Source organism: Vibrio sp. Vb1554 (genome assembly GCF_033344235.1).
Genome location: NZ_JAWPOJ010000001.1, coordinates 165,123 through 179,697, shown reverse-complemented (window position 1 = coordinate 179,697; position 14,575 = coordinate 165,123). Strand labels below are relative to the sequence as shown.

At 42.9% G+C, this 14,575-nt stretch carries 15 protein-coding genes and 1 pseudogene; 6 read left to right on the top strand and 10 right to left on the bottom strand.

What is annotated here, in order from left to right; all coding sequences use genetic code 11:
* Positions 1-203 precede the first annotated feature (203 nt).
* Both R8N28_RS00800 and R8N28_RS00795 read right to left on the bottom strand, forming a co-directional pair.
* A complete protein-coding gene (locus R8N28_RS00800; protein WP_005375474.1) occupies positions 204-1,361 on the bottom strand; it encodes an amino acid permease in 1,158 nt (385 codons plus the stop codon).
* 722 nt (positions 1,362-2,083) lie between these two features.
* The gene (locus tag R8N28_RS00795) at positions 2,084-2,395 is read right to left on the bottom strand and encodes a hypothetical protein (protein ID WP_005375472.1); all 312 of its coding nucleotides are present in this window, start codon (positions 2,393-2,395) and stop codon (positions 2,084-2,086) included.
* Positions 2,396-2,536: 141 nt separating this feature from the next.
* Here R8N28_RS00795 and R8N28_RS00790 point away from each other — a divergent pair, with 141 nt between their 5' ends.
* Positions 2,537-2,869, top strand: a complete 333-nt coding sequence (locus tag R8N28_RS00790; protein WP_005375470.1) for a helix-turn-helix transcriptional regulator — start codon at positions 2,537-2,539, stop codon at positions 2,867-2,869.
* Between the two features lie 111 nt (positions 2,870-2,980).
* Here R8N28_RS00790 and R8N28_RS00785 read toward each other — a convergent pair whose 3' ends face one another.
* From R8N28_RS00785 to R8N28_RS00775, 3 genes are all read right to left on the bottom strand, one after another.
* Positions 2,981-3,361, bottom strand: coding sequence for a hypothetical protein (locus R8N28_RS00785; RefSeq protein WP_005375467.1), 381 nt, complete (start codon positions 3,359-3,361; stop codon positions 2,981-2,983).
* Between the two features lie 167 nt (positions 3,362-3,528).
* On the bottom strand, positions 3,529-3,915 hold the full coding sequence (locus R8N28_RS00780) for a GlcG/HbpS family heme-binding protein (RefSeq protein ID WP_064369145.1): 387 nt from the start codon (positions 3,913-3,915) through the stop codon (positions 3,529-3,531).
* A gap of 9 nt (positions 3,916-3,924) precedes the next feature.
* Positions 3,925-4,893, bottom strand: coding sequence for an aldo/keto reductase (locus R8N28_RS00775; RefSeq protein WP_033906813.1), 969 nt, complete (start codon positions 4,891-4,893; stop codon positions 3,925-3,927).
* Between the two features lie 141 nt (positions 4,894-5,034).
* Here R8N28_RS00775 and R8N28_RS00770 point away from each other — a divergent pair, with 141 nt between their 5' ends.
* A complete protein-coding gene (locus tag R8N28_RS00770; RefSeq protein WP_017635840.1) occupies positions 5,035-5,910 on the top strand; it encodes a LysR family transcriptional regulator in 876 nt (291 codons plus the stop codon).
* 9 nt (positions 5,911-5,919) lie between these two features.
* Here R8N28_RS00770 and R8N28_RS00765 read toward each other — a convergent pair whose 3' ends face one another.
* Positions 5,920-7,677: an SgrR family transcriptional regulator gene (locus R8N28_RS00765; RefSeq protein ID WP_065275402.1), complete on the bottom strand. Its 1,758-nt coding sequence runs from the start codon at positions 7,675-7,677 to the stop codon at positions 5,920-5,922.
* Between the two features lie 564 nt (positions 7,678-8,241).
* Here R8N28_RS00765 and R8N28_RS00760 point away from each other — a divergent pair.
* Positions 8,242-8,781, top strand: a complete 540-nt coding sequence (locus R8N28_RS00760; protein ID WP_005385152.1) for a redoxin domain-containing protein — start codon at positions 8,242-8,244, stop codon at positions 8,779-8,781.
* 513 nt (positions 8,782-9,294) lie between these two features.
* Positions 9,295-9,978 (top strand): hypothetical protein, encoded by a 684-nt coding sequence (locus tag R8N28_RS00755; protein ID WP_065275403.1) that lies wholly within the window; start codon positions 9,295-9,297, stop codon positions 9,976-9,978.
* Between the two features lie 195 nt (positions 9,979-10,173).
* Here the strand turns inward: R8N28_RS00755 and R8N28_RS00750 are convergent, their stop codons facing one another.
* Complete coding sequence (locus R8N28_RS00750) at positions 10,174-10,539, bottom strand: winged helix-turn-helix transcriptional regulator (RefSeq protein WP_017821620.1); 366 nt, start codon at positions 10,537-10,539, stop codon at positions 10,174-10,176.
* Between the two features lie 167 nt (positions 10,540-10,706).
* Positions 10,707-11,291, bottom strand: coding sequence for an NAD(P)H-dependent oxidoreductase (locus tag R8N28_RS00745; RefSeq protein ID WP_005375454.1), 585 nt, complete (start codon positions 11,289-11,291; stop codon positions 10,707-10,709).
* 270 nt (positions 11,292-11,561) lie between these two features.
* Between R8N28_RS00745 and R8N28_RS00740 the strand changes: the two genes are divergently transcribed.
* Together R8N28_RS00740 and arsB are read left to right on the top strand one after the other, a co-directional pair.
* Positions 11,562-11,903, top strand: a complete 342-nt coding sequence (locus tag R8N28_RS00740; RefSeq protein WP_009706198.1) for an ArsR/SmtB family transcription factor — start codon at positions 11,562-11,564, stop codon at positions 11,901-11,903.
* Between the two features lie 85 nt (positions 11,904-11,988).
* Complete coding sequence (gene arsB / locus R8N28_RS00735; protein ID WP_065275404.1) at positions 11,989-13,044, top strand: ACR3 family arsenite efflux transporter; 1,056 nt, start codon at positions 11,989-11,991, stop codon at positions 13,042-13,044.
* Between the two features lie 36 nt (positions 13,045-13,080).
* Here the strand turns inward: arsB and R8N28_RS00730 are convergent, their stop codons facing one another.
* Both R8N28_RS00730 and R8N28_RS00725 read right to left on the bottom strand, forming a co-directional pair.
* Complete coding sequence (locus R8N28_RS00730) at positions 13,081-13,860, bottom strand: helix-turn-helix transcriptional regulator (protein WP_065275405.1); 780 nt, start codon at positions 13,858-13,860, stop codon at positions 13,081-13,083.
* Positions 13,861-13,879: 19 nt separating this feature from the next.
* Positions 13,880-14,413, bottom strand: a pseudogene (locus tag R8N28_RS00725) (YbhB/YbcL family Raf kinase inhibitor-like protein).
* Positions 14,414-14,575: the final 162 nt, after the last annotated feature.

The following is a 14,575-nucleotide window of genomic DNA, read 5'->3' as shown; positions in this document are numbered from 1 at the left end:
ATATAATAGAAGGGTGAATCACTGTACATGTCAGCCTTTCGCTAAGGAGTTTTACTAAAAAGTCAGCGCTAACCGTGATTATCAGAGAAACGTCAAACATCACAAATGCTGATGACTTCGAGTGGCCTGGGTTCGGCTATGAATACAAAAAAGCCGCCCGTTTGACTACGAGCGGCTCAGTTTTTAAATAAGCTAGCGTGATTTTATACTGCTTGGGCAAACAGCAAGAAACAGCCGAATAGGAAGATCATGCTCATTCCCATTGCGCCGCCACCAGCTTCATAAATATTGTCATCTTCTACCGGCACTCGACGCACTTTCATGGTCATTGATAATGGAACAAAGACCGCGAGAAACACAAGAATAATCCCCGCGTAGCTGAGAATAGCTAGGAAGTGTTCTGGCGCAAATACAGCACCTAATAGTGGTAGCACAAAAGTAGTAACAAAAATCACTGGCTTACTTGCTTTCAGTAGGTCTGCATTTTGATCGTATAGCGCCATTGCAACACCTAAGAACGACGTTAGTAGTGCCAAACCAGTAAACATGGATAGGATGAACTCTAAGCCCTCGTATTGCTGACCTAGTACCGAGATCAACTCTGTTACGTTGGAGTATTGAACAAGCTCATGAGGTGGTAGATTGCCGACAACCGCTAACAACCATAATAGGTAACAAACAAGCGGAATAGTTGAGCCCACGATAATCATATTACGCAGCTGTGTTTTACTCGCTTCTTTGTTGTAAGTTACAAGCGATGGGATCACGACCATAAAACCGAAACTGGTGAAAAGCACCGAACTGGTTTTGATAAGTGCCATTTTATCGTCGCTCACAACCTCATCAAGTCCTTCAAACGAGACGCTTGGTGCAAGCGCAAAAAGTGTCAGGATCAGCGCTACGATCATGCCTAGGAACAAACCGCGATTCAGCTTATCTACTACCCCTGTACCTGCCGAAACAATGATACCAACTAAAAGAGTAAAACCGACTTGGCTTGAGATCGTAGATGTTGGAAGCCCAATTGAGGCTGTTACTTTTTGTACGAGATCACCCGCACCAATGATGTAAGCCATTAATAGACAAACTAACAGGGCGTAAAGCAAGCTGTTGGTTACCAACTGGCCTCCTTTACCAAGCGTTTCGCGAGCAATTGCATTCATGCTCACACCACCACCTACTTTGCAACTGGCTTCAAGAAGGAGCAGCGCAGCATAAGTCGTTCCAGCCCAGATGAACAACATAAGAAGAGTGCCCCAAAGGAGGCCAAATTGAGCAAGCACCATTGGTATAGCAAGCATACCAGCGCCAAGAGCAGTACCTGCAACGATCAGGGAGCTGCCGACAAGTTTTAGGTTCACGGTTAATACCTCTAAATTCAATCCGTTAATTTCTCGCCAGTTGTGCTTTATCTAAAGCACACAACAAAACGCTCCGACTTAGTCAAAATTTGGTTACAAGAGCACTATGTTACAAGAGCCCTGTATGGCTAAGAAGACACGCAACAAAAGGTGGTTAATCATTTGCACATGAACACTTGAGAGTCGTTTTTGGCGATGTCATCGTTGATGAAATGTGCGCAACTTTGGGTTCGAAGCAAAATTGTTCATCTTAATTCATCAACCCCATTCGTTATGAATGGATTTGGTTCGAAAAGATTGTAAGGCATAAGCAGGACGATTGAAAAGCAAAAGGTCAATCTTATAGCGATATATTTTAACAACTCTTATCTTTTACCTAAGATGTGTTGTTTTTTTCGTCACTAATTAGTCTTTTATCGCTTAAAGAGAAGGAAGAACGTGCTCAATGGCTCAATTTGGCTGGGTGTACAGATTAATTTACAGTTTAAGTGAAGGTGTTAGATTCCGAGGACGTAGCCTAGATCGGACAATATCGCTATTATTCGCTGCGTACCGACACGTTCGGTTCACATACCTCTAAACACTGATTTACGGTTCGAAAATATAGGTAAATGAGTGTCCGAATGCTGGGTGTGGTTCCCCAGCATTTGCATCCTTTCTTTTAGATGTCATCAATTGATCGAAATTGCGTAAATCTTGTATCGCCCGACTTTACGACTGTGTTAATACGCTTTATCTAGCGCGCCAATGATATAAGTTAACACTGGAATACCCATATCGGCGACCTGCTTCTCAGTCTCACTCATGTTTTCATGCGCCATCCGCAGCTCTACTTCACTTATCGATTCTTTGTGAAGGTAAAGCTCTTTGTAGTTCATCAATCGCTGTTGTGACTGTTGAATCAGTGTCACAACATTCTCTTTAGTCTCACGATGTTGCTGATCAATTTCACTAAATAAATGATCTAAAATGCGTTGCATTTTGCGAATAGAAGCTTTCGTTTCTATTGATTTGTATGATTGATACTTTTCCATTGAGTTAATAACTGACTAAAATATTTACGTTTTTATAAGACAGTTATTTTTATACTGATTGCAAAGCAGGTAAATATGTGGTGGTTAAACTGGTCCACTTCTTGCTCCGTTTAGGTCAAAACTGTCCTTTCAGGAGAGCACATGCAGGTAGACCCTATAATTCAAGCACTGATCGCAAGACGAAAATCGAATGGCCTCTCCCGTGAGCAAATGGCAAACATCGCTGGAATGAGCGTAAAAACATATCAAAGGATCGAGCGCGGAGAGTCCGATCTTAAACTCTCACAATATCGTGCCATATTGCGTTCGCTTCATTTGACTGACCTAGATATTGCTTTAGATGTACGTGATGTTCAGCATGTCACAGCAAATGACTTAACGGCCGTGGCGCGATTGCTCTCACCGGAAGCTCAGTCCCTGCTCGTTCGCCTGTTATCGTTAATCCTTGAACAAAAGAACAAGAAAGGTGATTAACGACATTACTCATACCCAAACGATGAATGCCCTGTTGAGCGTTGAAACATGAATCGTTTAGACAAAAATAAAACTCGTCAAATGACGAGTTTTATTCTTTATATCAGTCCGTTACTCTAGGCTTTTCAGTTCCGATGTATCAACGCCTTTTATTGCATCTTTCGCCACTTTATCAGGATCAAAGACATCACGTTCTTCATATGAATTATCAATCATGCCTTGTCCTATCGCGGTCGCCTGCTTTTGTAACTTGTTACCCTCTACCTCACCAGCATCCCAGCCTTGCCGATAATCTGAGTCGGTTTGATACCTTGTTTCGTCCTTAATATAGTGTTCAAAATCATTCCCTGCCTCTTGCATACCACTATGCCGACCGTCATGAAAGCCTTGGATATAAGCTTCATCATAACCGCTCTCTTTTAACGCGCTGTCACTCGTACCACAGCCTGAGAGGAGAACAAAAAATAGCGAAACGAATACCTTATGAAACATATTTAGGCCTCAAAGCTTTCAAATAAATTAATCATAGTTCGCGATTTCAACTTCTGCTTACTTCAGGCTATTAGATAGCATTGTGACTCGACGAAGCCTGTGAACTTGAGTCCCTACAGTGAGTACAAAGCTGGACAAAGCATCACACCTACTGATAAACATTATACTCAACGCGCGTTTAATACTTCCATCGCAAGTGCTTCATCATCTTGCTCAGCCAAACCGCTAATGCCAATTGCACCGACGACTTTCTCCTCTTGTTCTATAGGCACACCACCCATAAAGCCTGTGATCTTCGGGTCAGTCCAATAACTCAACTGCTTACCTGTCTCACGAGCCCAAGCGCCCAGATTGCCACTAGGCTGACGGTCTCTAGCCGAGGTGTAAGCTTTGTTCTGTGCCAACAAACCTGCTTGCACACTCACATCATCCATTCGGGCAAAACCGAGCAATTCTCCATGTGTATCAACCACGGCAACCGCAATGTTCTGCTTGCGAGCAGTCGCAATTTCCAATGCCGTTTGAATCAGAGTTTGAACTTGTACGTATTTCATTTTTCTCTCCTACGGGATCTCATGACCAAGGGTTTTCTCGAACAAGCCATACCAATGGCTACGTGATAGCGTGACGTTCTCTACTTGAGCACAAGCGCGAATACGCTGTGGGTTTGCAGTACCAATAACAGGCTGAATTTGGTTTGGGTGACGCGTTAGGAAGGCTAAAACAATCGCCTCAGACGACACGCCATATTCAGCTGCTAGCGCCATCACCATCTCCGCCGTCTGTCTGGTGTTGTGATCATCAGAATGTAAACCACGCTCTGAGAATCTTCCTTGCGCCATACTGCCCCACGCTTGCAGTTGGATATTATGCTTACGGGCATGTTCCAGTGTTCCCGCAACGTAGTCAGATTCCGACGAAGGAAGCCCCATGCCTTGCTTAATAAAGTCAGACTTAGCCAGACTCATTTCCAACTGGTTCGCCACAACAACTTCGCCCGTTGCTTGTTGAAGAAGGTCAATTTGAGCACTGTTCATGTTAGAAACACCGAAGTGGTTAACTTTGCCAGCTTGTTTCAGGGCTTTTAGCGTTGTGCCCAGTTCTTCAAATTCAACCAAAGGATCAGGACGATGCAGCATCAAAACATCAAGATTTTCCACGCCAAGGCGTTCAAGAATGCCCTCAACAGAAGCCGTCACCCATTTGGCAGAGAAGTCATACTGCTTAACACCTTGCTCATCTCCTAGACGGATGCCGCACTTTGATTGCAGATACATTCGTTCTCGTAAGGTTGAGTCATTGGCTAAGATGCGCCCAAACACTTCTTCAGCCTTACCGAATTTGTAGATATCCGCATGATCAAAGAGATTGATGCCAACCTCTAATGCTGCCTCTACAGCGGCATAAGCTTGGTTTTCATCTTGGGCGGTTAATGGGTTGCGATTCCACTCCCCTCCAAGTCCCATACAGCCGAAGACCAAGCGGCTAACGTTAGGTAAGGTTTTGGCGAGCGGTAGTGTTGGATTGTTCATCGTTATTCTCACTTTTCCGATTTCTGCATCTTCAATTTCTTAAATTAACTCGAACCATCTTACCGTTCGTAAAAATTAGTTTAATACCGTAAAATCGAATTCATTATCCTCGTTACCGAACAATTAAAGCGAGCAATAAAGATGGCAGATTATAAGAGAATCGAAAAACTGATGCTGTTTGCTGAAGTGGCTCAAACACTCAACTTTTCTAGAGCAGCAGAGCAACTTGGTATCTCTAAAAGTTACCTGTCGGAACAAATCAAGCGATTGGAATCGGAACTCGCAACGCCTTTGATTGTTCGAACCACACGCAGCGTGAGATTGACGGCAGAAGGTGAATCGATCTTTGCACAAGCGGAAGATCTCAAACGCCGCGTAATGGAAATGGAAAAGAGTTTAAGTCAGCGATCTGAACAAATAGACGGTCTGATTCGTCTTACCGCTCCCAAGATGTTTGCTGAAGCGGTGCTGCATGATTTGTGCGTAGCGTTTCGCGCTTTACATCCAAACGTAGAGTTCGAGATCCTTTCTAGCTATCAAGCGTTTAATCTGACAGAAACCAGCGTTGATTTTGCGTTTCGAGCGACAAGAACGCCGCCAGAGAATATGATTGCGCATCACCTTTTGGACTACCACCACTGGCTGGTTGCCTCTCCTCAGTATCTGCAAGAAGAAGGTACGCCGGAGACATTAGATGATTTACAAGAGCATCAATGCTTAACCACATTGCATCAAAAAGAGTGGCCGTTAAAAACGGGAACAGTTCAAACCCAAGGTTGGCTTTCAAGCAATGAAAACCGCTTACTCAAAGAATCAGCCCTGTCTGGCAATGGCATTGCTCGGTTAGCAAGTTACTTTGTCGAACAAGACGTTGAGCACGGCCGTCTAGTGCAGGTTTTATCGGAAGAAACCGACCACCAGCACAACGCGGTGTACTTGGTGTATCCGCAGCTCATCTATCAATCGGCGAAAACCAGAGCCTTCATTGAATTCGTGAAGCAGCACTTTGCTATATAACTAAGGCAGTTAATCCGCAGACCACACCGAGCGAATATCTGGCCAACCCCAGTTAGTAAGAGCGACGTCTTCTAAAACACCTTGGAAACGCAAAGTTTGTGTATGGTGGAACATGGGTGCAATCCAATACTCGCTGATCAACGTCGATGCAATTGGCTCCAATGCATTAAGGTAGTCCTCAAGTGGAACGAAAGATCTGACTCTCTGTAGTTGTTCATCTAACCATTGTGCGTTCTTTTCTCCCAAAGTGTGGAATAGCACAGCGTTGCTGAAGAAGTTCGTGAACGCTGAGGCATGACGATTATCATCTAGGTTTATGTTCGTCACGACCATCGTCTCATTTAGCTCACCGTTCTTAGCCTTCTCGTTCAGCTCACGGTAGGAATACATAACAATTTCTACTTTACTGCCAACACTCGCCAAACGATTAGAAATAGCCCGCGCACAGCGACGCAATGCGGTATAGTTATATCCGGCTATCGTAATGTGTTTAGGTAACTTAAGCGGCTCACTAAACGGACGGAGCACTGGCTTCCAACCTGGTAGCAGGTTATAAGCGGGTATACTCCCAAATACAATATTCTCGCGGCGCATCACTTCGGCCAAGTGCTCAGGTTGAATTAGCTCACTAGTATAACGGCGCTGCGCTAAAGAGAGTTTGTGCTTAGCGTGCTGATTAAATAAGGCGAATAAGCAACCATCTTCTATTCGACTACGCTTGCTCGCCGATGAGTTTTCTCGGTTTTGCGTCGACATATAGTGTCCACACAAATCCTCCTCGGGCGAAGCATCCCTTTGCAACGTATTTGCTGCCAATGACGGGTTCTCCATTTGCTCGTCATTAACAATCCAGATAGTCACCAAATCCGTTAGAACTCTACATGCATAGTAACCATTAAATGCTTGCAGTTTTAAACGACTTTCATTGTGCTCGACAACAGAGAATGGGCCACTTCCGACCACCAGCTTGTTATTCGCTACGTTAACTTGGCTTACTGGTTGAATGCCGTATTTCACACCAGAAATAAGTCCAGCAAAGCCCAAGTCAGCTCGATTAAGCTTAAAAACAACCTTCGATGGCGTTGGCGCAGTAATGTTAGCAACATGTGCCAACTCTTTTTCGTAATACTGTAGTGAACTCAACTTTGCAAACAAGCTAACCACTGTTTCTGCATCAATGGAATTACCATTATGAAAAGTCAGACCTGGACGAAGGTAGAAAGTCCATTCATAGGTGTCTTCGTCATAACGCCAGTGATGTGCGAGTTCTGGTTGCACTTTCCCATTGTTATCACTCGAAACTAAGCAACAATAGATTTGCCTTAATAAGAAACGTTCGCTGCTACGCTGAAGTTGATGTGGGACGACGCGCTCAAACATTCGCTTATAGGTTAATTGAATATTGAGCTGTCCTTCTTGCACAGAAGCACCAGACGTTGTTTTTAACAAACGGCCAAATGCCATTTCGTCTTCATCTAATATCGCCAGTGCTTTTTCATACTTGCCTAACTTGATACGTTCAAGAGCCAAGCTCTCTTTTAAAACGTCTAACTCCATATTCAGAATAAGAGTCGATCGTTGGTTCCGCCCAGCTTTCGGGTGCCAGCTCAACCACGCCTTCTGCTGCATCTGCGTTAGCAAGCTACGAGCATGCCGAGAAGAAGTGAACATGATGTCGGCAATGTCCTGTAACGTGGTTTTTGTTTCATCACCAACGCTAAACGAGAGTAATCGTTGGTAATAGCGAAACAAATTGAGATCAGACACTGAATCAACCTTAGATCTGTGAAGTTTGTGGATAGGAATAGTTTACTTAAGTTGGCGGTAATAAAATAAGAAAACTTCCTAATTATCTGTTCCCCTTTTCCACAATTAACCTACAAATTCGGCTTTAAAGCCCCATATATTTACGTTATTAGGAAAAAAGCCAACAAAAGCACTCTCTTTTTTATATCCCCTTTTATACACATAATTTACTCGTCAGCTAAAGGAGGAAAAAATGAAGAAGCCAATGATGGCGTACTTTTTTCAGCAACGCCTAGCTCTATCGAGTAATAAAATAGAAGTGATGACTCTGGTTTATCTTAACGATATGTTCCAGTGGTCATAGCCTAACCTCAAGCAGAACTTAGCTCCTGATACTACACCCCCACTTCGTTGTATCTTAAGTTCTGCTTTTTCATCTTTTGCACTCCAATACCTTATTGCAGGTTACTAAAAGTTAACTAGTTGAAACACCGCAAAACAGAGTCTACATTGAAGTCTCATCCCCCAATCGCTTTGTTGAGAAAGGGGCATTCATGGATATACACCACCAATTCGGGAGTCAATATGGCAACTTCAGTGAAACTTAAAGCGGGCGACAGCTTCCCTCATCTTCAAGCCACTTTGCTAGATGGTTCAAGCGTAACGTTGGGTCAGCCGCAAGGTGATGCGACTTGGCAAGCAGTATTCGTTTATCGTGGTAAACACTGCCCTCTTTGTACTAAGTACCTCAACGAGCTTGAGAGTTACAAACAGGCTTTCGCTGATGCTGGCGTCGATATTCTTGCCGTTTCTGGCGATTCAAAAGCACAGCTAGAGGGGCATCTAGAGAAACTCGAAATCAGCTTCCCTATCGCTTACGGCCTGACCGAAGAACAAATGAAAACGCTAGGCTTGTATGTATCTATTCCTCGATCTGAACAGGAAACCGATCATAATTTCGCAGAACCAGGTCTGTTTGTGGTGAATGAACACGGCGACTTACACGTGGTGGATATTTCAAACAACCCGTTTGTTCGCCCTGAGCTTGGCGCACTATCACGCGGATTGGCATGGATTCGCGATCCAAACAATAACTACCCTATCCGTGGCACATTGGATTACTAATATCTTCTACACCCAAGTAAACTTTCTATCCTTAAATAAGCTAGGATTCTTGCCTTAGTGAGAATAACTTGGAATGCATATCAGATCCGTGAGATCTGATATGTATCAACAAGTTGGAAATAGAGTCCTTGTTCATTATACAACGCCTTGATGAAAAACAAGATCAGTGAAGCCCAGGCTCCCCTCAAACAACGTTAGTTGTTTACTTCTAAGTCACTTTCACGATAAATACATGAAATTAAGACTAAAAACTTAGACTTAACGAATATATAAATCATAACGGTACCTACACAAGTAGTTGGCTAGCGATTATTATCCTATTGCAACTCACAATTGTGCAAATCTAATAATTCATACCATAAATGAAAACATAGATACCGTAAGAGACAAAATAAAATCAAACGATTAAATTACCAATAAAACACCGTTCAATTAAAAATAAAAAACATTTCACTTTATAAAAATGTAATTAATCGTTATTTGCAATCACACATCTTAATTGAGAAATACAGTATGAATAAAATCTCTTTGCTTTATATAGCCGTTTGTATCGGATTAGTTGGATGCGGTTCAGGAGGAAGCGACAACGATCCAGCAAAAGATATACATCCCACCATTTCAAATCCGGAACAAGTCAACGCAATGACGGTAGACAAAGGTCATTTCTATTGTTCTGTAAACCAACAAAAACTGGAACACGGAGGGACATCTGCAAGCATGTCCTACCTGATTGAAAAGACAAGAAATTCTACGGTTGTCGATGATTATGAATGTACCGAATACGGTTTAAAGAAAGGTGAGTCAATTATCGTCACTAAAAGTGCAATTGAAAACTTTTCATACTCAAAACATTATAAAAGCACGAAGAAGAATGACATTAATGGGTTTAAAATCATCTACCCTACAGGGCTTACGACTCCGATTAATAAAGATTATGAAAAAATTACGATCACGTATAATACGGAGAGACCTGACGTTAACATTAAGATAATTCAATATTTTGACGAAAAATCTAAATTATATACCATCAAAAAATATGAAAGCCACGTTAACGAAAACTCACCAATAGGTTTAGTTGAGAAAGAGGATTTCGATAAATATTCCGATTTTGAAAAGAAACTGGAATTAAATAGTGCTTTTTTAAATTCAACTGAAGTGAGTGATTTATTCTACAACTTATTAAGTATGATAAAATAATAACTAAAAATCAAAAACTTAAAAAGTACGATTATGCTCAAGTAGCTTCGATATGCCTGACTCGAAAGAGTACGTTGTTTTACGAAACAAATTACGATTTGAATGAAGCACATCTAAGTTACTTGGGTATAAACGGCGATGTATTGTTAATCAGCTTTCAAAAGAGAGTGACGTTTGCGATTAACTACTTTGGTCTTAACGAAGCTCAATTTGATGCTTTTCAGACCAAATTCGCAAATCATCAAGAATCTTAAGTGCGGTACGGCCGAACTCTGTTAGCTCATAGCTGACTGCAATTGGGCGATCGCTGATCACTTTGCGCACCACCATACCTTCCGCTTCTAGCTCTTTAAGGCGTTGGTCAATCATCTTTTTGCTTGCGCCGCCTAGCATGCGAGCTAAGTCATTGAAGCGAACTGGGCCGTCTTTCAAATGAAAAATCAAAGAGCCTTTCCATTTACCACCAATTAGACGCATCCCTTTCTCGATAGCACATGGCTCTGCACATACGTTCGCCACTGACTTACGACCTTTGCTATCTACACTGATTCTGCTTTCCACAATACACCTCAAGATACGCACCTAATCTAGGTAACGAAAAGTAAGCTAGATACATTTAGTGCTTTAGAGTAATAAAAACGTCACCTCGCCGCAAACAAATAAAAATGGACCGCATGCAGCAGTCCATCTCAATTCATCATTCAGTTCGCACTATCTTTCTAAAAGGATTAGAAGTTTTCGTTAATGTGCGCTTCGAAACGAACAAAATCGTTTTCGATATCTGCGTTCTTCATCACGTCGTAACAAGCGAATGTAGGCAGTGCTGACATACCAAAGAAGCGGAAATTAGCGTGCATGTGGAACATCAAATCGTCCACGCCTTTACCTTGGAATAGGTATTCGTTCTCATCATCAAACGATTCTTCTGGCGCGTTGAATGTCAGTGACAGCATGTATTTGCTGTTGGTTTGAGTACCGCCTGTACCATAGTTTTTCTTTGGTTCTTCTGCGCTACGGCCATCAAATGCACACAGTGCGCCGCCCATACCCGCAGTAAACACGTCGTCCATGTATTTTTTGAATGACCAAGGCACAGACATCCAGTTGATTGGGCTTTGGATGATCACGCGATCAGCCCATTCAAAGTGTGCGAGTTGCTCATCTACGTTGATCTCATCTTGCATTGTCACAACGCGAACCTCATGGCCTTTTGCTTGCAGAAGCGTCTGTGCTTTGTCGACAAGAGAAGCGTTTAGACGACCTTCTGAGTATGGTGATGGTTCGTGTGCGTTGATGATCAGTACGTTGCTCATGGGATTACCTTTAAATAAGTTCACAAGATGACGCAATAACCATTGTGCGTCGGATGTGGTTTATTATGGTAACCTAGAAATATAGTGCAATTAGTTAACTTTTAGTAACCTACTTGAATTTTGATTATATTACTGTTTTTAAAAGAGATATTTTTTCAAATTTTTATTCATCGTTATTTCCCGATTAATTTTTTCATCGATTTGTTGCATCTTCCACAGAGCAGGCGTACACTTTATCGCAATTCGACGATTAACTATTAAGGCCAGCGAATGAGTGATAAGTGCAACGACACGTGCGAAGTTGTTTTTCAGACAACACAACAACAGCTCGAGAAAGAACAAACTCTAGCAGCACAAGCAAAAGCTTTGTCACATCCAGCACGTTTGCGCATTCTGCATATCCTGCACACGCTCGATACCATGGGAGGTTGTTTGAACAGTGATTTGGTTTCTGAACTCGGTCTTGCGCAATCTACTGTTTCCGAGCACTTGCGCATTCTAAAGCAAGCTGGCTTTATCAGCGCCGAGCCAAACCCACCTAAGGTGTGTTACCGCATTCAACGCGACGCGTTTGATCAGTTCAATCTAGGATTTTCCAAGTTATTTGATTAATTCCCTTTGCACGCTGGTCAGGCGTGCAGAGATAAACTATACCTTTAACTATCGTCTTTCGACGATAAACGAATAAGAGAACACTATGACTACTCAAGTTTTAAATAGTGCCAGCGACAAAATGAGCTTCTTGGACCGTTACCTAACGGTGTGGATTTTTGTTGCAATGGCAATCGGTGTAGGCATTGGCGCAGCATTCCCTCAAGTTGCTGAGTGGAACGAGTCAATGTCAGTTGGTAGCACAAACGTACCGCTAGCGATTGGTTTGATTTTGATGATGTACCCGCCACTCGCAAAGGTGAACTACAACCTGCTAGGTACAGTGACGAAAGACAAAAAAGCGATCACGCTGTCTTTGGTCATGAACTGGATTGTCGGCCCTATTTTGATGTTCATCCTTGCATTGACTTTCCTAGGTGATCATCCGGGTTACATGGTTGGTATCATTCTGATCGGTCTTGCTCGTTGTATTGCGATGGTGCTTGTCTGGAACGATATCGGTGGCGGTAACAAAGAATACGGCGCAGCCCTAGTTGCACTAAACAGCGCTTTCCAAATCGTGACTTACAGTGTGATGGCATGGTTGTTCATCACTGTGTTGCCACCAGTCTTTGGTTACGAAGGTTTCGTGGTTGAAATCTCGATGATGGACATCGCGGAAAGTGTTCTGATTTACCTTGGGATCCCATTCCTAGCGGGCTTCCTAAGCCGCAAATGGCTGGTCGCTGCGAAAGGTGAACAATGGTACAACGACGTGTTCATCCCACGCATTTCACCAATTACGCTTATCGCCCTGCTTGCGACCATCGTACTGATGTTCAGCTTGAAAGGTGAAATGATTCTTGAACTGCCAATGGATGTATTCCGTGTAGCAATTCCACTGGCTATCTACTTCGTGTTGATGTTCTTTGTCAGCTTCTTCGTTGGTAAGAAAATGGGCATCGACTACGACAAAAATGCGTCGATTGCTTTCACGGCAACGGGCAACAACTTTGAATTGGCAATTGCGGTTTCTATCGCGGTGTTTGGCCTAAACTCAGACCAAGCTTTTGCTGGTGTCATTGGTCCACTGATCGAAGTGCCTGTATTGATTGCTTTGGTGAACGTAGCATTGCGAATGAAAGCCAAATATTATGGCTAACCTAAAAAGCACAAAAAATACAAAAGCGGTAAAACATTAACTCACTACCGTTTTAATATACTCGCTGGGCGTTAGGCCGAACTTACTTTTAAAGCGTTGGCTAAAACGCCCCTCTGACTGATAACCACACAACTGTGCGAGCATAGCAACGTTATACGAGCCATTTTGCATCAAGTAAAGTGCGTGATTTAAGCGCACTTCTGCCAATACTTCACGATACTGGGTACCTTCTTGTTTCAGTTTGCGTATCAATGTTGCTCGGCTCATAGCAAAGTGCCCCGCGACCATGTCTAATGGATGCTCCTCCCCTGGAGAGCGCGATAAGTAACGACTAAGTTTCTGACTAAAAGAGATATGTGAACTCGAGAACAACCGATGTAATAACCCTCTCTCAGCTAGCTGCTGATATAGACCCATAATCCAATAGCGTTGTGTCGCTTCACTTAAGCTTTCCCGCTCAAACGAAAACAAAGCATTTAACGTCGCTTGCAATGCTTTATCTATCTCAACAACGGGTACATAGTTTCCTAATGCGTTGCTCATGCTTAGCTCCAACATTTCATCGCTAGGCACACAGTGAAAACTGAACATTCGAGAAAGAAATCGCCCTTGTAGAGGAAGATTTTCAAAATTTAGGGATGCATTTGCTTCACAAAGCATGATATTTGGATGATGGATGTCGAGTACTTCGTCTTTCCAGAAAAGATGTTTACTCCCCTTAACAATCTGAATAAGGCTTGGGGAGTGAACCCTGACATTACGAAGCTTCTGCTGCTGCTCCGCACGAAACAGCGTAACCTGATATTGGTGACCCATTCTCTCCCCTTATATTCAATTATCGCGTGTAAGTCGTGGTTAATGTCGCTTTACCCAAAGCAACACTATTCAAAGTAAACCCTACAATGGCTGGTGGCGTGTTTTCATCCAAATTCAGTTCTTCAGTTGGCAATGCCCACACCGTAAACTGGTAACGATGCATCCCATCATTCTTTGGAGGACACGCGCCGCCGAACCCCGTTGTGCCGTAGTCAATACGAGATTCTTTGCCGCCTAACTTGTTCATATCAATGCCTCGAGGCAGCTCGCTAACGGTGGATGGAATATTAAACGCTATCCAATGCCAAAAACCACTGCCTGTTGGTGCATCGGGGTCATACACGGTGATCGCAAAACTTTTTGTGCCCTTTGGAGCTTCTTTCCACATCAATTGTGGTGATTGATTCCCGCCATCACATCCCCAACCAGAGTATTCAAATGTCTTCGCCATCGGGTGGCCTTCTTGAATATCTCTACTCACGAGTTAAAATGCATGGGCAGAACCGACCGCAAAAACACTCAATACCAAAACTGACCTGTAGATCGCTTTCATGTTTTTCTTCCTTTCAATGAATTCAACACTAGTCTAAATACCCAGTAGTCCGAATCCTTTTCAGCAAGTATCAAAAAACACAAAATAATCTATAATTTTGACACTTTAAGATTCTAACACAAACTTCTTACTCTCTTAATTGCACTTGGTTTATGCTAATTA